At 65.1% G+C, this 16,834-nt stretch carries 16 protein-coding genes and 1 tRNA gene; 8 read left to right on the top strand and 9 right to left on the bottom strand.

Translation table 11 applies throughout. The features are described from left to right. Positions 1–72: 72 nt before the first annotated feature. From M2368_RS16510 to M2368_RS16475, 8 genes are all read left to right on the top strand, one after another. Positions 73–558, top strand: coding sequence for an SseB family protein (locus M2368_RS16510; RefSeq protein ID WP_105662527.1), 486 nt, complete (start codon positions 73–75; stop codon positions 556–558). Between the two features lie 105 nt (positions 559–663). Then, positions 664–734 (top strand) — tRNA-Gly (locus M2368_RS16505). Positions 735–803: 69 nt separating this feature from the next. Beyond that, positions 804–1,733, top strand: coding sequence for an AEC family transporter (locus M2368_RS16500; RefSeq protein ID WP_133833550.1), 930 nt, complete (start codon positions 804–806; stop codon positions 1,731–1,733). An 87-nt stretch (positions 1,734–1,820) separates the two neighbouring features. Continuing rightward, a complete protein-coding gene (locus M2368_RS16495) occupies positions 1,821–2,648 on the top strand; it encodes an amino acid ABC transporter substrate-binding protein (protein ID WP_332594840.1) in 828 nt (275 codons plus the stop codon). A 73-nt stretch (positions 2,649–2,721) separates the two neighbouring features. Further along, positions 2,722–3,387 (top strand): amino acid ABC transporter permease, encoded by a 666-nt coding sequence (locus tag M2368_RS16490; protein WP_105657025.1) that lies wholly within the window; start codon positions 2,722–2,724, stop codon positions 3,385–3,387. Continuing rightward, the gene (locus M2368_RS16485; protein ID WP_332730603.1) at positions 3,374–4,141 is read left to right on the top strand and encodes an amino acid ABC transporter ATP-binding protein; all 768 of its coding nucleotides are present in this window, start codon (positions 3,374–3,376) and stop codon (positions 4,139–4,141) included. Before M2368_RS16490 ends, M2368_RS16485 begins: the two co-directional genes overlap by 14 nt. An 18-nt stretch (positions 4,142–4,159) precedes the next feature. Then, the gene (locus M2368_RS16480) at positions 4,160–5,695 is read left to right on the top strand and encodes a helicase HerA-like domain-containing protein (protein ID WP_402695821.1); all 1,536 of its coding nucleotides are present in this window, start codon (positions 4,160–4,162) and stop codon (positions 5,693–5,695) included. Positions 5,696–5,761: 66 nt separating this feature from the next. Beyond that, complete coding sequence (locus tag M2368_RS16475) at positions 5,762–6,784, top strand: zinc ribbon domain-containing protein (protein WP_133833547.1); 1,023 nt, start codon at positions 5,762–5,764, stop codon at positions 6,782–6,784. On the opposite strand, the gene M2368_RS16470 is transcribed toward M2368_RS16475, so the two are convergent. From M2368_RS16470 to M2368_RS16430, 9 genes are all read right to left on the bottom strand, one after another. Continuing rightward, on the bottom strand, positions 6,781–8,019 hold the full coding sequence (locus M2368_RS16470) for an MFS transporter (RefSeq protein ID WP_332594843.1): 1,239 nt from the start codon (positions 8,017–8,019) through the stop codon (positions 6,781–6,783). The two genes, M2368_RS16475 and M2368_RS16470, sit on opposite strands and share 4 nt — an antisense overlap. Before the next feature lie 181 nt (positions 8,020–8,200). Then, the gene (locus tag M2368_RS16465) at positions 8,201–10,108 is read right to left on the bottom strand and encodes an NHL domain-containing thioredoxin family protein (protein ID WP_332727289.1); all 1,908 of its coding nucleotides are present in this window, start codon (positions 10,106–10,108) and stop codon (positions 8,201–8,203) included. A 172-nt stretch (positions 10,109–10,280) separates the two neighbouring features. Then, positions 10,281–11,045, bottom strand: coding sequence for a hypothetical protein (locus M2368_RS16460; RefSeq protein ID WP_402695816.1), 765 nt, complete (start codon positions 11,043–11,045; stop codon positions 10,281–10,283). Next, on the bottom strand, positions 11,038–13,092 hold the full coding sequence (locus M2368_RS16455) for a bifunctional copper resistance protein CopD/cytochrome c oxidase assembly protein (RefSeq protein WP_105657032.1): 2,055 nt from the start codon (positions 13,090–13,092) through the stop codon (positions 11,038–11,040). The genes M2368_RS16460 and M2368_RS16455 overlap by 8 nt, the downstream gene beginning before the upstream one ends. 65 nt (positions 13,093–13,157) lie before the next feature. Beyond that, on the bottom strand, positions 13,158–14,306 hold the full coding sequence (locus M2368_RS16450; RefSeq protein ID WP_448937597.1) for a Dyp-type peroxidase: 1,149 nt from the start codon (positions 14,304–14,306) through the stop codon (positions 13,158–13,160). Then, complete coding sequence (locus M2368_RS16445) at positions 14,293–14,826, bottom strand: copper chaperone PCu(A)C (protein ID WP_133833542.1); 534 nt, start codon at positions 14,824–14,826, stop codon at positions 14,293–14,295. The genes M2368_RS16450 and M2368_RS16445 overlap by 14 nt, the downstream gene beginning before the upstream one ends. Positions 14,827–14,902: 76 nt before the next feature. Then, positions 14,903–15,493, bottom strand: a complete 591-nt coding sequence (locus M2368_RS16440; RefSeq protein WP_105657035.1) for a copper resistance CopC family protein — start codon at positions 15,491–15,493, stop codon at positions 14,903–14,905. Positions 15,494–15,536: 43 nt separating this feature from the next. Continuing rightward, positions 15,537–16,145: a hypothetical protein gene (locus M2368_RS16435; protein ID WP_498724742.1), complete on the bottom strand. Its 609-nt coding sequence runs from the start codon at positions 16,143–16,145 to the stop codon at positions 15,537–15,539. A 158-nt stretch (positions 16,146–16,303) separates the two neighbouring features. Further along, complete coding sequence (locus M2368_RS16430) at positions 16,304–16,588, bottom strand: HU family DNA-binding protein (protein WP_013349906.1); 285 nt, start codon at positions 16,586–16,588, stop codon at positions 16,304–16,306. Between the last annotated feature and the right edge of the window lie 246 nt (positions 16,589–16,834).

Genomic DNA, 16,834 nt, shown 5'->3' with positions numbered 1-16,834 from the left:
TTTAGGCCTTTACCCCGAATTAACCGCATTCGGCGTTTGCACCTGGGGGTTTATCGCGACATGCTGTAGTACATGAGCAACGAGAACACCTCCGCCGCCGCTGAAGGCCAAGAACCAGACCAGGTCCCGGATGCGATCATCGAAACGCCAATGGACAAGCAGCGGGCACAGCCCAAGACGCATTTCGAAATGATGCTGCAGGCCGGGCTCAACAAACCTGAGCTGTCCGGCTCGGTCATCGGCGCTTTCATGAGCGCCGAGGTGTATTTCCTCTCCCGTGAAGAGGTCACCGGCGAGAACAAGAATGCCCAGCCGATGATGCTGACCAACCCTTCCGGCGAGGCCGTGGTAGCGGTCTTCACCACCTTGGAGCGCATCCCTTCCTCGTACATCGACATGGCGCCCTACGGCGTGAAGGTCCAGGGCGCCACCGTGGTGCGCGCCTTGGAGAACACCGGCTTCGTAGTGAACCCCGGCGACGAGCTCAGCTTCGAGGTCCCGGCCGATGGGGTGGCGATCCTGCGCGAGCAGCTGCTCAACGAGAAGCCCTCCGAATAGGCATTGCGTAACTTTGGCCACGATTTTCCGTGCCGTTTTCCGGTGCGCGGGATTCGTGGGATATGCTTTTGATGCCCGGGCCGTCAATAGGCCGCTCGGTGCACTGCGGGCGTAGCTCAATGGTAGAGCGCTAGCTTCCCAAGCTCGATACGCGGGTTCGATTCCCGTCGCCCGCTCAAGCGAACGCCGGGGCACCAATGGTGCTCCGGCGTTGTTGGTCTTCTGATAGCCAGCGAAGGAGCACGATGACCGGAGTCCTCGAAGGCTTCTCCATCATTTGGGTTGTCATTCTCGTCGGCTACTTGGTGGGCCGCACCGGGGTGCTGGGCGAGCAAGGCCGCCATGTGCTCAGCCGGGTCACCTTCTTCGTGGCCAGCCCCGCCCTGCTGTTCACCACCTTGGCCGAGTCCGATCCGGTTTCCGTGCTCGGGCCGCTGCTCTGGGTTGCCGCCCTGTCCGCGGCGCTGACCGCGGTGCTCTACTACCTGGCGACGGCCCGGATGCTCAAGCGCCCGGCCTCGGAAAGCATCATCGCGGCAATGTCCGCCTCCACGGTGAACTCCGCCAACTTGGGCCTGCCCATCGCGTTGTACGTGCTCGGCGACATGTCCTACGCGGCACCGATCATCCTCTTCCAGTTGGCCCTCTACCAGCCGATCAATCTGGCGATGCTGGATGCCACCACCTCGCGGCACCGCACCACCCCGATCGCTTTGCTGCTGGCCACCGCGAAGAACCCGATGATCATCGGGTCGCTGCTCGGCTTGGCCGTCGCGCTGACCGGCATCGAATTGCCCTCCATCGTGCTCGAACCGATCGACCTGATCGCCGGCGCCTCGATCCCCGCCATGCTCATGGCTTTCGGCATCTCCCTGGTGGGTTCCAAGCCGCTGGAAAAGAAGTCGGGCCGCCGCGCCGATGTGCTGATCGCCGCCGGGGCCAAGCTGCTGCTCCACCCGTTCCTGGCCTGGGCACTGGCCTACTGGGTATTCAATCTGCGTGGCGAGCTGCTGGTGGCGTCGGTCATCATGGCCGGCCTGCCAACTGCGCAGAACATTTTCGTGACGGCCATGCGCTATGACCACGGGGTGGTAATCGCGAAGGACACGGTCCTGGTCACCACCATCTGCGCGATCCCGCTGATGATGCTGCTGGCGATCGTCCTCGGAATTTAGCGTAACTTCCACCTGCAGGAATAAGCGATCATCACTAGAGTGTTCAGTAGGACAACAGCTTTTATCCACTCCCCTAGCGAGGTCACCATGAAGCGCACTGCACCACTGCTGGCTACTGCCGCAATTATCGCCCTGTCACTGAGCGCCTGCGGCTCGGCAGGCCCATCGACCTCCGCAAGCGAATCCGGTGGCGCCAAGCCCTCGCCGGACACCGGAGCAACCTTGAAGAAGGTCCAGGATTCGGGCGTGCTGACCGTGGGCACCGAAGGCACCTACCGCCCGTTCTCCTACCACGAGGGCAACGAGCTGACCGGCTACGACGTCGAGGTCATCGAAGCCGTCGGCGAGAAGATGGGCGTCGAGGTCAAGTTCCAGGAAACCCAGTGGGACGCGATCTTCGCCGGACTGGATGCCGGGCGTTTTGATGCCATCGCCAACCAGGTCTCGATCAACCCGGAACGCGAAGAGAAGTACCTGTTCACCGAGCCTTACACCGTCTCCACCGGCGTGGTGGTGACCAAGAGCGATAACAGCGAGATCACCTCTTTCGAGACGTTGGAAGGCAAGACCACCGCGCAGTCGCTGACCAGCAACTTCTACGAGACCGCCAAGGCCGCCGGCGCGAACGTCGAGCCGGTGGAAGGCTGGGCCCAGTCGATCACCCTGCTCAAGCAGGGCCGTGTCGATGCCACCGTGAACGACAAGCTGACGTTCCTGGATGCGCAGAAGACCAACCCGGATGACAGCATCAAGATCGCTGCCGAATCCGAGGAGAAGAGCGAATCCGCTGTAGCCCTGCGCAAGGATTCCACTGAACTGGCCCAGGCCATTGACACCGCGCTCGAGGAGCTGCGCGCCGAGGGGGAACTGGCAAAGATCTCCGAGAAGTACTTCGGCGAAGACGTCAGCAAGTAGCAAACACTATAAGTAGACTGGCTCCACACGTAAGAACGCGTGGAGCCAGTCTCATTTGCGCAAAAGGTAGCCCATGGATTCGAAATGGCAGTTATTCCTCGACTCGCTCGGGCCGTTAGCCCTCGGGGCGATCACGGCAACCATTCCGCTGGCCCTGATCAGCATGGCCTTGGGCCTGGTCATCGCCTTGCTGATGGCGCTGATGCGGATCAGCAAGAACCGGGTCATCTCCTCGATTGCCCGGATCTACATCTCCATCATTCGCGGCACGCCGCTGCTGGTGCAGCTGTTCGTCATCTTCTACGGCATGCCTTCGGTGGGCCTGACCATCGACCCGTGGCCTAGTGCCATCATCGCCTTCAGCCTGAACATCGGCGGTTACGCCGCTGAAATCATTCGTGCCGCGATCCTCTCGGTCCCCCAGGGCCAATGGGAAGCCGGCTACACCCTGGGCATGTCGCGCACGCGCACCCTGTACCGGCTGATCTTGCCGCAGGCCACCCGGGTGGCTGTGCCGCCGCTGTCGAACTCCTTCATTTCCCTGGTCAAGGACACCTCGCTGGCCTCCACCATCCTGGTCACCGAAATGTTCCGCAAGGCCCAGGAAATCACGGCCTCCACCTACGAGTTCCTGCTGCTCTATTGCGAGGCCGCAGCCATCTACTGGGTCATCTGCCTGGTGCTCTCGGCTCTGCAAAACTCTGTTGAAGGAAGGCTTGAAAAGTATGTCGCCAAGTAATTCCGCCCTGCTCTCCGTCACCGCCCTGCATAAGGCCTTCGGCGAGAACCAGGTGCTCCAGGGCATCGACTTCACCGTGCATTCCGGTGAAGTGCTGGCACTGATTGGCCCGTCGGGCTCTGGCAAGACCACTGCCCTGCGTTGCCTGAACGGCCTGGAAATCGCCGATGCCGGCACCGTCGGATTCGCCGGCGGGCCGGAAGTTTCCTTCAGCGCCGGGATGAAACCCAAGGCCGCACAGATCCTGCGCAAGCGTTCGGCGATGGTGTTCCAGGGACATCACCTGTTCCCCCATCTGACGGTGCTGCAGAACGTGAGCATCGGGCCGATCGAGGTGCAAAAGCGTCCCAAGGACCAGGTCCTGGCGCAGGCGAAGAAGCTGCTGGCCCGCGTGGGCCTTGAAGCCAAGGCCGACGCCTACCCGAACTCCCTGTCCGGCGGCCAGCAGCAGCGCGTGGGCATTGTCCGCGCGCTGATGCAGCAGCCGGATCTGCTGCTCTTCGACGAACCCACCAGCGCACTGGATCCGGAGCTGGTCGGCGAGGTGCTCACGGTCATCAAGGAATTGGCCCAGGAGGGCTGGTCCATGGTGCTGGTGACCCACGAGCTGGCCTTCGCCCGGAATGTGGCCGACACCGTGGTGTTCATGGATGGCGGGGTGGTCGTGGAGACCGGTCCGGCGGCCCAGGTGCTCGGCACGCCTGCCAACCCCCGCACCCAAACTTTCGTCCAGCGTCTGTTGCACCCGTTCTAAAAGCAATAGAGTGAAGCCATGACCCAGGAAACGAATACTTTGCTGACCAGCCTCGTTGAAGGCTACAACTTCGAATCCGATTGCTTGGAGCTCGGGGCTGCACTGATCAGCGGCAAGGCCGAGCCAACCGCGCAGGTCCGCCTGCCGTTGAAAATGCTCAACCGCCACGGCCTGATCGCTGGTGCCACCGGCACCGGCAAGACCGTCACCTTGCAGACCATGGCAGAACAGCTCTCTGTGGCCGGGGTTCCGGTTTTCCTCGCCGATGTCAAAGGCGATCTGAGCGGCCTGGCGCAGCCTGCCGAACCGTCGGAGAAGCTCAGTGCCCGACTGGCCGAGCTCGGCCACGAATTCGTTGCGCGCACCAACCCGGTCGAGTTCCTCAGCCTGGGTGGCAATGGGCAGGGCGTCCCGGTACGCGCCAGCGTGGACGCCTTCGGCCCGATTTTGCTGGCCCGTGTCCTGGAACTGAACGAAACCCAGGAAGAATGCCTGCAGCTGATCTTCCATTACGCCGATTCCAATAAGCTGCCGCTGGATGACCTCAGCGACCTGAAAGCTGTGATCAGCTTCCTGCTCAGCGACGACGGAGCCCCGGCGCTGGCCGCCCTGGGCGGCGTCTCCTCATCCACCGCATCGGTGATCCTGCGCGGCATCACGATCATGCAGACCCAGGGACTGGACCAGTTCTTCGGGCAGCCGGAGTTCGATACCGCGGACTTCTTGCAGGTGCGCGACGGCGCGGGCGTCATCAACATCCTGGAACTGCCCTCGGTCAGCTCCCAGCCAATGCTTTTCTCCACGTTCCTCATGTGGCTCCTGGCCGACATGTTCGAGGACCTGCCAGAAGCCGGGGACCTGGAGAAGCCCAAGCTGGTGTTCTTCCTCGACGAGGCCCACCTGCTCTTCAAGGATGCGACCAAGGCGTTCACCGATGCGATCATCAACACCGTGCGCCTGATCCGCTCCAAGGGCGTGGGCCTGTTCTTCATCACCCAGTCCCCGACCGACCTGCCCGATGAGGTGCTCGGCCAGCTGGGTAACCGCATCCAGCATGCGGTGCGCGTGTTCACCGCCAAGGACCAGAGCGCGCTCAAGCAGATCATCAAGACCTTCCCAACCGGTGAGCTGGACCTGCAGGAAGCACTGACCCAGGCTGGTGTCGGCGAGGCTGTGGTCACCGTGCTGGGCGAGAAAGGTGCACCGACCCCGGTAGCGTGGACCAAGATGTCCTCGCCGGGGTCCAACATCGGCCCGGCCTCACCTGAGGTGATGGCCCAGGTCCGTGGCACTTCGACGCTGGCTGCGCAGTACAGCGCCGCAGTGGATCGTGATTCTGCCCGCGAAATGCTCGAGGCCAAAACCCGGGCCGCGGCGCCGGCGCCAGCGACTGCTCCCGAGCCGGCGAAGGAGCCACGACGGGAAAGCGCCCCACGCCAGAGCCAACCGCGCCAAGAAGAGAACCCGATGATGGACATGGCCATGGGCGCCGCCAAGGTGCTTGGCCGCGAGCTGATCCGCGGCTTCTTCGGCAACCGCAAGCGCCGCCGTTAGTAATACCTGGCTCTTCCAGCACGCCGTTTTCGGTCTGGGCCCGGAAACCAGATAGCCTAGCTACTGATGAACACTCGTAATTCCACGCCGATCTCCGCTGCCCGCCTGGCTCTTCGCTGGGCATTGGCTGCAGCGGCTGTCGTCGTTCTGGTCATTGCCGGAACGATCGCCGCCAACCGTACGCTCTTCTCCCCCCAGCACCAGGTGCAGGCACTGCAGCAGCATCTGGCCAGGGGCGAAGGCGCCGAAGCCCTGGGCCTGATGCAGGCCCAGGTCCCGCAGGGCGATGCTGTTGCCCTGGATGGGGACGTGCTCAAGCGCACCCAGGCCGGAATTACGGATTTCTCCACCGACAAGGCCCAGGCGGTAGAGGGCGATGAGCAGTTGCGCACCGTCACCGCGCATTACAAGGCCCACGGCGTGGACAAGGAATCGACCTACACGCTGCGCCATGCCGGCAAATCCTGGCTGCTGTTCGACAAGTGGGCCTTCGAGCCAAGCACGCTGCCCAGCGTGAAGATCAAGGCCAACACCGTCAACGAGGTCACGGTCAACGAGCAGAAGATCCCGTTATCGGCTGGCGTGAGCACCCTTCCGGTGTTCTACCCCTCGATCCTCGACGCGAGCTTCAGCACCAAGAACTTTGCGGCCGACACCCGCGGGATGGTGGTCACCAAGCCTGCCAAGGAGCCGGTGGAGATCGCGCTGAAGACCGAGCCGACCAAGGAATTCATCGCTGCCATCAATGCCAAGGTGAAGAACTACCTCAACGAGTGCGCCAGCGAGCAGGTGCTGATGCCTGCCGGATGCCCGTTCGCCTACAGCACCTCGGCGCGCGTGGACCCGGCAACCATCGACTGGTCCATCGCGAAGTACCCCACCATTGAAGTGAACTACTACAACGGCGCCTGGGTGCTGTCCCCGCTGAAGGCCACCGCTACCTTGACCCTGACCGAGCAGGATCTGCGCACCGGCGCCAAGGCCAAGAAGACCGTCAAGGATGACTACTCCTTCACCGCGCAGCTGACCACCAGCACCACCGAAGTTTCCGTGGTTCCGGTGGCCGGCGGCGAACAGGTGGCCGGCTAGCGTCCGAGCAGTTCGCGGAACTGGCTGCGCAGCGGCACCGCGTTGGTCTTGAACTTCTGCCAGACCACCAGCGCTGCCAAGCTGGCGGCCAGCGACAACCCGGCGCCAATGGTCACGGCGATCTGGATCCCGAACAGTTCAGCGAACCAGCCGATCAGCGGCGAGCCGATGGGCGTACCGCCCATCACCACCATCAGGTACAGCGCCAGCACGCGCGCCCGGTACTCCGGGGGCACCGAGGTCTGCACCATGGTGTTGCAGCTGTTCAAGAAGGTCAGCGACCCCAGTCCCACCGGGATCAGCACCAGCGCGAATGCGATGTAGTTGGGCATCCACGCACTGGCAATCCCGGCGATGCCGAAGAACACGCCGCCGCCGATCAGGAAGCGCCAGCGCGGAGCCGAACGCCGGGCGGCGAACAGCGCCCCGCCAAAGGTGCCCACGGCCATGATCGAGCCCAGGATCCCGTACTCCCCTGCTCCTACCCCGTAGACCTCGGTGGCCATCAGCGCGTTGGTCATCTGGAAGTTCAGCCCGAAGGTGCCGATCACGCCGGCCAGGAAGAAGATCAGCACCAGGTCCTTGCGGTTCTTCACGTAGGCCAAGCCCTCCCGCACCTGCCCCTTGGCGCGCGCGACCGGCTTAGAGGGGTTCAGCGCGTCCTTGCGCATGAACACCAGTGAGAAAATCACCGCGAGGAATGAGGCGCCGTTGAGCAGGAACGCCGGTCCGGTGCCCACCAGCGCGATGACCGCACCGGCCACGCCGGGCCCGGCCAGCCGGGCCAGGTTGAAGTTGGCGCTGTTCAACGCCACCGCGTTGGCCAGGTGGGTGCCGGGAACCACCTCGGAGACGAACGCCTGGCGTGCCGGGGCGTCGAAGGAGGCGCCGATGCCCAGCATCGTGGCCAGCACGTAGACATGCCACAGCTGCGCCGTGCCGGTAACCACCAGCAGGCCCAGGACCAGGGCGCAGACTCCCATGAAGCTCTGCGTGAGGATCAGCAGCCGGCGCTTGTCGAAGCGGTCGGCGATCAGTCCGGCATAGGGGCCCAGCAGCAGCACGGGCAGGAACTGCAGGCCGGTGGTGATGCCGGTGGCCACTGCATCGTGGTCGGTGAGCTCGGTGAGCACCAGCCAGTCCTGGGCCACACGCTGCATCCAGGTTCCGATATTGGAGACCAGCGCACCGATCACCCACAACCGGTAATTTGGTACTTCCAGTGCACGGAACATTTTCGACGCCATAGCTACCGCCAGATCCCTCCGGCTCCTCCCGTCCTCCAGTCTAGCCACCCGGGCAGGAAAATGCTGAGGTTTCCTCAGATTCTTGCTGCGGCGCTGCCCGGGCGTTCGGCGCCGGGCGCGCAAAAGGCGCACCATCGCTGGTGCGCCTGATGCATGCTTCGGGCCGGGGCTAGTTCACGCCACGCAGGTCAAGGAGCAGTTCATCCTCGCCCTCTGCGTCCAGCACCACCGGGATGCCCCAGTCCTGCTGGTACAGGTGGCAGGCCGCGTGATCGGGAATCTCGCCGCCCGGTTCGCCATCGCAGGCCGCCGCGCGGGCGGTAATGTGCAGCACGCCCTCGGCCACCTCCGGGTTCAGTTCCAGGGTGCGGGACAGGCCCACCGAGGTGCCGGCGCCGTCGAGGATCAGTTCCTCAGGGCTGGCCGAGATCTTCAGCTGGGTCGGATCGCCCCAGCGGTCATCGAGCTTCTGCCCCTTGGGTGCGGCGAAGCGGACCAGGATCCCGTGCTTGCCGGCCTGCACCCGGGTCTTGGGGCGCTGGGTCTGGCTGGCGCCCTGGTCGACCACCAGTGCTTCGGCAGGGATCGGGATGCGCACCAGCTGGTGGGAGTTGGTCTCCACGACCAGCAGCACCGGATCGCCGTCCACGGTGGTGTCCACCAGCACGTCGGCCGGTTCCTTCAGGCCCTTGGCCAGGGTGGAGACAGTCTTGGTGGCCGGATCGAAGCGGCGCACCGCGCCATTGTAGGAGTCGGCGATGGCAATCGAGTGGTCCGGCAGCACGGCCACGCCCAGCGGGTGCTGCAGGCGCGCCTGCTGCGCATCGCCATCGCGGAAGCCGAAGTCGAACAGGCCGGTGCCCACCGCGGTGTTCACGCTCTTGGCCTTGCCTTCTTCAACCTCGATCCAGCGCAGGGCGCTGGTTTCCGAGTCGGCGATCCACACGTTTTCGCCATCCAGTGCCAGGCCCGAGGACTGGGCGAACCAGGCCTCATCCGGCGCGCCATCGGTTAGGCCTTCCAGCCCGGTGCCGGCGAAGACCGACACGGCGCCGGTGCGCGGATCGAAGGCGAAGATCTGGTGGGTTCCGGCCATCGCGACGATGACCTGCCCCGATGGGTGGTAGAGCACATCCCATGGGGACGAGAGCGAAATATTCAGCGCATCGGTGCCCAGCTCGGTGGGCTGGACTTCTTGGCGGGCGTTCTCCGAATCCAGCAGGCGCTGCACGCCGTTGCCGGCCAGGGTGCCCACGGCGCCGGTGGCCAGGTTCACCGAGCGCAGGCGGTGGTTGACGGTGTCGGCGACGATCACGTCGTAGCCGACTTCGGCGGCCAGTTCCGCCGGCAAGGCGGCCAGCCCCTGCAGTTCGTTGAACTGCGCGGTGGCAGCGTCCCCGTCGGCATAGCCCTTGACCCCGGCGCCGATGGTGCGCACCACGGTGGACAGGTCGCCGGCCAGTTCGACCAGGCGGTGGTGGCCCGAATCGCCCACCAGGAAGTTGCCGTTGGCTAGGGCGATCGCCTTGCCCGGGAAGCGCAGGTCGCCCTCGCGGGCTGCCGGTGCCACGTACGGACCGTTGCCGCGGTGCAGCGTGCCCTTGGCTTCGTGCTCGGCTACCAGTTCCTCGACCAGCGAGCCCAGGCCCTGGGCGTGGCCCTCGCCGGACAGATGCGCGACGATGTAGCCTTCGGGATCCAATACCACCAGGGTAGGCCAGGCGCGGGCACCGTAGGCCTGCCAGGTGACCAATTCCGGGTCGTCGAGCACCGGGTGGTGGATTTCGTAGCGCTCCACGGCGGCGGCCAGCGCATCCGGATCCGCTTCGTGCTCGAACTTCGGGGAGTGCACGCCGACGGTGACCAGCACGTCCTTGTACTGCTCCTCCAGCGGGCGCAGCTCGTCGAGCACGTGCAGGCAGTTGATGCAGCAGAAGGTCCAGAAGTCCAGGAGCACGATCTTGCCGCGCAATGCGTCCAGATCCAGTTGCTTGCCGCCGGTATTCAGCCAGTTGCGGCCCAGCAGTTCGCTGGCGCGCACCTTGTAATTGGCGCGGACGGATTCGGAAGTGCTCATGGTGATCCTTTCGCTGTCGCCGCGGCTGCGGCAATTCGAACCTCAATTATCTGCCACCGCGGCCCGCTGGGGCTAACGGTGTTAAGCAACATTGAGAAAAGTGTGAAACTCGCTCATGGTCTGCTGGTGTAACCGCAGGCCCACGCCTTCTATTCCCTGCCGGGGCGGCGAGCTAGGGCAGCTGCGCGAGCACGGTGTCCATGATGCCAGTGGCCACCTGGTTGAAGGCGGCATCCTGCAGCGAGGTCGCCGAGAGGAAGGAGACCATCACCGCATACTCCCCGGTGCTCTTGATCAGCACCAGCGAATCCTGCGCATACTGCCCATCACGGCTGTAGTACAGGGCCGAATCGGCATCCTGCACGCCCGGATCGGAGAATGCCAGGGTCTCGCGGTAGTCCAGCCCGTTGAGCTTCACGCTCTTGCATTCCTCCAGGATGGTGGCCACGTTCGCATTGTGCGCCGCCACCTTCGCCGCCCCGTCGCCGAGCTTGGCCACCTCCACCGACCCGGTGATCGACTGGTTCTCGTTGGTGAAGTCGGTGCGCGCCGCCTCGGTGCCCAGCTGCACCGGCGACCAGTTCAAGTCCTCGATCGGAGCCGAGCATTGGGACGGCAGGACCACCAGGTCCTTGAGCGTATCGGTGGGCGGCGTGGCCAGGGATTCGAGGTCCTCGCCCTGGATCTTGGCGCTGGAGGGGAAGCCGAGCTCGGCGGCCATCACTGCGCCGGCCGTGGTGGCCACCTGCGCGGTGGTCAATTCTTCCGGCTGGGCAGGCTCTTGCGGCTCTTGCGATGCGCTGGGCGTCGCGGTGCCCTGCACGGCGATCTTGTGCGTTTCGTCCTGCGGCATTTCGGATTGCGCGGAGCAGGCGCTTGCGGCCAGCAGCGCGCACACCGCCAGGGAGGCGGCGAGGATTTTCTTGGTGCTAGGCACGTGGGTCCCTTCGGTCGGCTTGCTTGAAGCGGGCGAACATTTCGTTGTAGGCAGCCAGCTCGGCGTCGTTGTCACGCTCGGCCTGGCGGTCGTAGCGCTTGGTGTCCTTCTTGTCCTGGCGCAGCCACGAGATGACCACGAAAATGGCCAGGACCAGGGTCGGCACTTCGCCGATCGCCCACATCGCCCCGGCACCCACCACCTGGTCCTCCAGTGCGGTGCCGCCCCACGTGCGGCCCATGTTCCCGAAGTAATCCGGGGCCAGCAGGGTTTCGGTGCTCATCAGCGCCACCCCGAAGAAGGCGTGGAAGGCGACGGTGGCCAGCAGCACCACCAGGCGCATCGGGTACGGGTAGCGCTTGGGGACCGGGTCGGCGTCCACCAGCGACAGCGCGAACAGGTATCCGGTGAGCAGGAAGTGCAGGTTCATCAGCTCGTGGCCCGCGTGGTAGCGCATGGCCGGTTCCAGCAACGGGGTGAAGTAGAAGACGACGATCGAGCCGGCGAAGTTCACCGCAGCGAAAATCGGGTGGGTGATGACCTTCGAGTAGCGCGAGTGCACCAGGTAGAGGATCCATTCGCGCGGGCCGCGGGTGCCGTCGACGCGCGATCCCAGCACCTTGAGCAGCAGCGTGACCGGGGTGCCCAGGACCAGGAAGATCGGCACGATCATGGTCAGCGACATGTGGTCGACCATGTGGGTGGAGAACTGGATCTTGCCGTACACGGCCACCGCGCCGCTGGTCACGTAGAACAGCGCGAAAAGGCCCACGATCCAGCTGGCCAGGCGCAGCACGCTGGGCTTGTCGCCGCGGCGGGCCAGCTTGATGAAGGCCCACAGGTACACGGCCAGGCCGAAGAGGCACACGGCCACCCAGATCCAGTCCATGCGCCAGGTGGTGAACCACGCGGCGGTATCCGGGGCCGGCGGCAGATCGTAGCCGGTGAGCAGGCGGGCCGGGGTCGCTTGCACCGGAGGCTCATCGGAAGTCGGCGGAGCGGTGCGCGCCAGCACGGTGGCCACCGACATCACCGCAGCCATCAGGATGACCTCGCCGGCCACGACCTGCCAGGCCGCGCGCAGCGCCGTGAACTTGCCCTCCAGCAGCCGCGGGATCACCATGCGCCGGTGCCACAGGCCCAGTGCGCCCAGCCCCAGGGTGATCAGGATCTTCACGATCACCAGGATGCCGTACGGGGTCAGCCACTGGTCCCAGCCGGTGATGCGGATCACCGCCGAAGCCAGGCCCGAGCCGATCATCAGGAACACCGCGAAGGTGGCCAGCGCGGAATAGCGCTTGAGCACCACCCCGGCCAGCACCTGCCCGCGTTTGCGTCCCGGCGCTTCGCCGGCCAGCGTCGGAGCGAGCAGGGCCAGCACCATGATGCCGCCAAACCAGAGCACCACGGCCAGCAGGTGCAGGCCGATGGAGTTCACCGCGGCGAAGTGGTCGTCTCCCCCGGCCGCGTGGCCGATGAAGGCCAGCGGCAGGATGCCGAACAGCGAGAAGAATGCGCTGAGCCCCACCGTGGTCCTGGAGCGCGCGGCCAGGGCCAGCGAACTGGTGATCGCTGCGATCACCACCATCCAGGCCCAGGCCCGCCCGCTGGTGATCGACAGGATGTAGTCCAGGATCGCGGCCGAATACTGCGGATCCAGGCTCATCGGGATGCCGGCCAAATCCCAGAAGGTCAGCAGCATGACGGTGGCCGCGGACAGGGTCCACACCACCGCGGCCCCGGCGGCGATATTCATCGTGCGGGCGAACGCCGGATGGGCCTGGCCTTCGGCATCGCCGGTCACCTTGGCGGCCCGCGGGATGATCGCCGCACCGAAAACCAGCGCGGCGATGCTCAGCGACATCGAGGCATGGTGGATGGCCCGGGAGATGGGCAGCGACCAGCGCACGAAAGCCCCGGGATCGGCCAAATCCGCCGGCCGGGCGATCCCGGTGAACAACACCGCCGCCAGGAAGGCCACCGCCGCAGCGAGGATTCCGGGCAGGATGAAGCGGGTGACTGAAACCGTGCGCTGTGCTGTATCCATAACCTTCTCATCATCTCATTTTTCGCCCGGCCGGTCACCGCGCGGCAGCCCGCTTTGGGCGCGTCTCACACCTGGCCCAGCAACGCCTCCCCCAGGTAGCCGCCTTCGCGCACCCCGGGAAGGATCGCGTACAGGCCCGATCCCACCGGCTTCAGCCAGGTGTTCAGCGCATCTGCGGCCGCCAGCCGGTGCTGCACCGGGATGAAGCTGGTGGCCGGGTCGCGCTGGTAGCTGGCGAACAGCAACCCGGAAGCCGCCCCGTCGAAGTTGTAGCCCCGCCGGTGCATGGTTTCGTCCGCGCTGGCCGGCTTGGCCAGCGCCACGTGGGCGTTGGCCGCGATCGCCGGCAACCCCAGCTCATTGGCCGCGGCCAGGTCCACCGGATCATCCACGCTGGCGCCCGACAGCGGCGCGCCGTCGGACTGCCGGCGGCCCAGGGCATGGTCCCGTCCGGCGCCGTCCACCTCGTCCCAGCCGTCCAGGTCCATCTCGAACCTGCGCAGCGCCAGGGTGGTCCCGTTCTCGATCCAGCCCGGCTGGCCGAACACCGCGCTCTCGCGCAGTTCTCCGCCGGGGTTGTTGATCCCGTCGAGCTGGCCGAACAGGTTGCGGAACCCGCGCCCGCCGGGGTTGATGAACCCGGTCTGGGCGAAGCGCCTGGCGCCCAGCCCGCGCAGGTTCTTGGACACCGCCCGCACCGCATGGTGCAGCACGGTCTGCTCCTGCGCGCAGAACTGGATCAGCAGATCGCACTGCCCGTACTGCTCATCGAGCTGGTCCCCGGCGAAGCGCGGCAGCGTGCCGATCTGCCCGCGCCCGGCCACATCCAGCAGGCTCTGGCCCAGCCCCACGGTCAGCGTCAGCTCGCATCCGGGCTGCGCCATTTCCGGTTCGGTGTCGGCCAGCACCCCGCGGCCACTGGCCAGCCGGGCCGCATCATCGGTGATCATCTGCAGCACCGCGCGCAGCTGCTCCTTCTTGGAGCCCTCGCGCCAGTGCAGATCCCACCCGGCGAAGACCGCGTGGGCCTGCTGGCCGTCGAGGATCCCCGACTGGTACTTCCCGTAGAACGGGCGGTACCCCTGCGGGTTGGCGGTGGCCGCTGGGGCTGGAGCGCTCAGCTTTCCGGTGCCGAACCCGGTGAGCATTCCGCCCAGCGCGGCGGCCGCGGTGGTGCCCAGCAGCAGCCGGCGGTCGACGCTAGTGCCCGGCATGCGCATCCCCGGCATGCTCGTCGTAGCTTTCGTTGGCCCCGTCGAAGTTGCGGATCGGGAAGTCCACCTCGGTGCTCGACCCGTCGGCGAATTCCAGCTTCAGCCTCGCCGTCTGGGCCGCCACCAGCGGTTCCTGCAGGTCCATGAACATCAGGTGGTGGCCGCCCGGTGCCAGCACCGCGTCCTTGCCGGGTTCGATCACCAGATCCCCTTCGAGCTGCGCCATCGTCATCCCGTCGCCGGTGCCGCGCATTTCGTGGATCTGGATCTGATCGCCCTGGGCATTGCTGATCTTGCGCAGCGCAATCGGGGTGCCAGAATTATTGTGCAGGATGCCGAAGGCCGCGCTCATGCCCGACTCGGCGGCCTTGGCCCAGGTTTCGCTGGTGGCCAGCGCTTCGGCTTGCCCGGCGGTTTTCTGTTCGGCCGGTGCGGGCTGCTGCCCGTCGGCGCTCTGCGCGCAGCCGGTGAGCAGCAGTCCAAGGCCCAGGGCCAGTGCAGTGGTTTTGCGGAAATTCATGTTCTCAAGCTTTCGGGTTCGGTGTGCAGGCGCGCCAAAGGCAGCGGTGGCCTCGGGCGCACCGGAAGGGTGGGGGCTACTTGGACTGGCGCATGAACTTGGCCAGCACGCCCAGCGCGCCGCCAAGGATGACTACGCCGATGATGACCCAGACCACCGGGCTCATCGAGCTGCCCAGGTCCTGGACCGGGTTAGCGCCTGGATCCAGGTCGGCGGACCCTGCGGAGTCGCTAGGCGCCGCTGGCGCGCTCGAGCTGACCAGGGTGGGGGCGGCCTGTGGCGCGTCGACGCTGAAGCCGATCTTGTTCTCGATCGGGTGGCCGTCAGACGAGACCACGCGGTAGGCCAGCTGGTACTCGCCGTTGCCCAGCTCCTTGGCCGGGGTGACGGTGACCTTGGTGCCCTTGGTCTTGGCCTCGGTGTCGATCTTTTCCCCATCGAGGGTCAGCGAGACCACCGTGGAGTCCACGCCGGATAGGCTCTGGAGCACGCCGGAGAATTCGAGGGTGATGTCCTCGGGCACTTCCTGGATGGTGGCCCCGGCCTCCGGGGTGGAGCCGATCAACTGGTCGTGCGCGTTGGCGGCACCGATCGAGCCGGCGAAAGCCAGCAAGGAGAATGCCAGTACTGCGACTAGTCGGGTGATGTTCTTGGTTACTACGCTCATGATGTTCCTTCCAAGCCCCTTGCGGGGCGCTTCGATTCTTTACTCAGGCAGCAAGAATGAAGCAGGGCGGACCGCGGCGCTCCGGCAGTCTTCCCAATTGCGCCAGCTTGAGTTGGAAACGCAAGGGGAAGTAGGCACGAAGCGGCCGGGCAGCAGGTACCTGCACGCGAATGCGCGAGAGGATCCGCCGGGCCGTTGAAAGGGTGAGCCAGCCGGCCATGGCCTTGAGCAGGCGTTCACCGCCGTAGAGCACCAGTACGCTGGCGATCGCGGCCAGCACGTGGGCGTAGAGCATCGATTCGGTATGCACGTTGGCGTACTGCGCGGTGATGTCCTGCGCCAGCGCTGGATTGCGCCCCGCATGGTGCGCGTGTTCCAGTCCGGAAAGATCGCCGCCCTGGTGGCTCATCACCGACAAGCTCAGGTGGTAGAGTCCCTGGCTGAGCAGCACGACCAGGCTGGTCGCCCACAGGGAGAACTTCCGGCCCACCAGCACGACGCCGATAGCCGCAGAGGCGCAGGTAATGAGCACCATTGCCACCACCGATAGCGCTGTAGGCGCACTGTGGGCGTGCGCGGCAAAGGCTGTCCAGGTGCACACGCTTGCCGCCAACCAGCCGCGGATAACGCGGGTTGCGGGTTTCTGTGACACGATGGGCAGCCATTCTTCGCGGAGTTCTACGATCGAAGCTGATTCTACGCGAAGTAGAAGAGCGCCTCAAACGGTGCTCCGATAAAGCAGAAGGCCCGACCCTGCCTCCTGGATTTCTCCGGAGCGGGTCGGGCCTTGCGCAAAGCTCTAGCGGAAGCTTACTTCTTGGCTACAGCAGCCTTCAGCTTCGACCCAGCGGTCAGCTTGACCGAGTGGCCAGCAGGAATCTGGATTGCTTCACCGGTCTGTGGGTTGCGGCCGGTGCGAGCTGCACGATCGGTGCGCTCTACAGCCAACCAACCTGGGATCGACACCTTCTCACCCTTGGAAATCTGGTCGACGAAAACCTCGAAGACTGCATCCAGAACACCATTAACGGCAACCTGGGAGTTTTCGGTCTTCGCTGCAACAGCAGCAACAAGTTCGCTACGGTTCATAGCCAATGTATGGTCCTCCTGGACTAGTGATCCAAAGCCCTCTTCCGGGCCCCGAACGCCGCACGGTCGCACGGTCTTACCAGTGAGAACATATCAAACGTTTCGCCCCAGAACTGCGGAAAACAGGCGGAAAACCGGGATTTTTTCAACTAATTGCAGATTTCTTGGCTCAACGGCAGCATTTTTGGGTTCAATGAAGGCTTTTGCAACGTTCCTTAACGCCGCAAGGCCCGCCAATCCGGGAACGGACAG

This window comes from Arthrobacter sp. JUb119, assembly GCF_024807995.1.
In the GTDB taxonomy this organism is placed as follows: domain Bacteria; phylum Actinomycetota; class Actinomycetes; order Actinomycetales; family Micrococcaceae; genus Glutamicibacter.
The sequence above is the reverse complement of the archived record's forward strand: the minus strand, read 5'-3'. Positions and strand labels throughout refer to the sequence as shown.

Coding starts and splice junctions, on each gene's coding strand:
- M2368_RS16510 (WP_105662527.1), top strand. CDS start 73: ATGAGCAACGAGAACACCTCCGCCGCCGCTGAAGGCCAAGAACCAGAC.
- M2368_RS16500 (WP_133833550.1), top strand. CDS start 804: ATGACCGGAGTCCTCGAAGGCTTCTCCATCATTTGGGTTGTCATTCTC.
- M2368_RS16495 (WP_332594840.1), top strand. CDS start 1,821: ATGAAGCGCACTGCACCACTGCTGGCTACTGCCGCAATTATCGCCCTG.
- M2368_RS16490 (WP_105657025.1), top strand. CDS start 2,722: ATGGATTCGAAATGGCAGTTATTCCTCGACTCGCTCGGGCCGTTAGCC.
- M2368_RS16485 (WP_332730603.1), top strand. CDS start 3,374: ATGTCGCCAAGTAATTCCGCCCTGCTCTCCGTCACCGCCCTGCATAAG.
- M2368_RS16480 (WP_402695821.1), top strand. CDS start 4,160: ATGACCCAGGAAACGAATACTTTGCTGACCAGCCTCGTTGAAGGCTAC.
- M2368_RS16475 (WP_133833547.1), top strand. CDS start 5,762: ATGAACACTCGTAATTCCACGCCGATCTCCGCTGCCCGCCTGGCTCTT.
- M2368_RS16470 (WP_332594843.1), bottom strand. CDS start 8,019: ATGTTCCGTGCACTGGAAGTACCAAATTACCGGTTGTGGGTGATCGGT.
- M2368_RS16465 (WP_332727289.1), bottom strand. CDS start 10,108: ATGAGCACTTCCGAATCCGTCCGCGCCAATTACAAGGTGCGCGCCAGC.
- M2368_RS16455 (WP_105657032.1), bottom strand. CDS start 13,092: ATGGATACAGCACAGCGCACGGTTTCAGTCACCCGCTTCATCCTGCCC.
- M2368_RS16450 (WP_448937597.1), bottom strand. CDS start 14,306: ATGCCGGGCACTAGCGTCGACCGCCGGCTGCTGCTGGGCACCACCGCG.
- M2368_RS16445 (WP_133833542.1), bottom strand. CDS start 14,826: ATGAATTTCCGCAAAACCACTGCACTGGCCCTGGGCCTTGGACTGCTG.
- M2368_RS16440 (WP_105657035.1), bottom strand. CDS start 15,493: ATGAGCGTAGTAACCAAGAACATCACCCGACTAGTCGCAGTACTGGCA.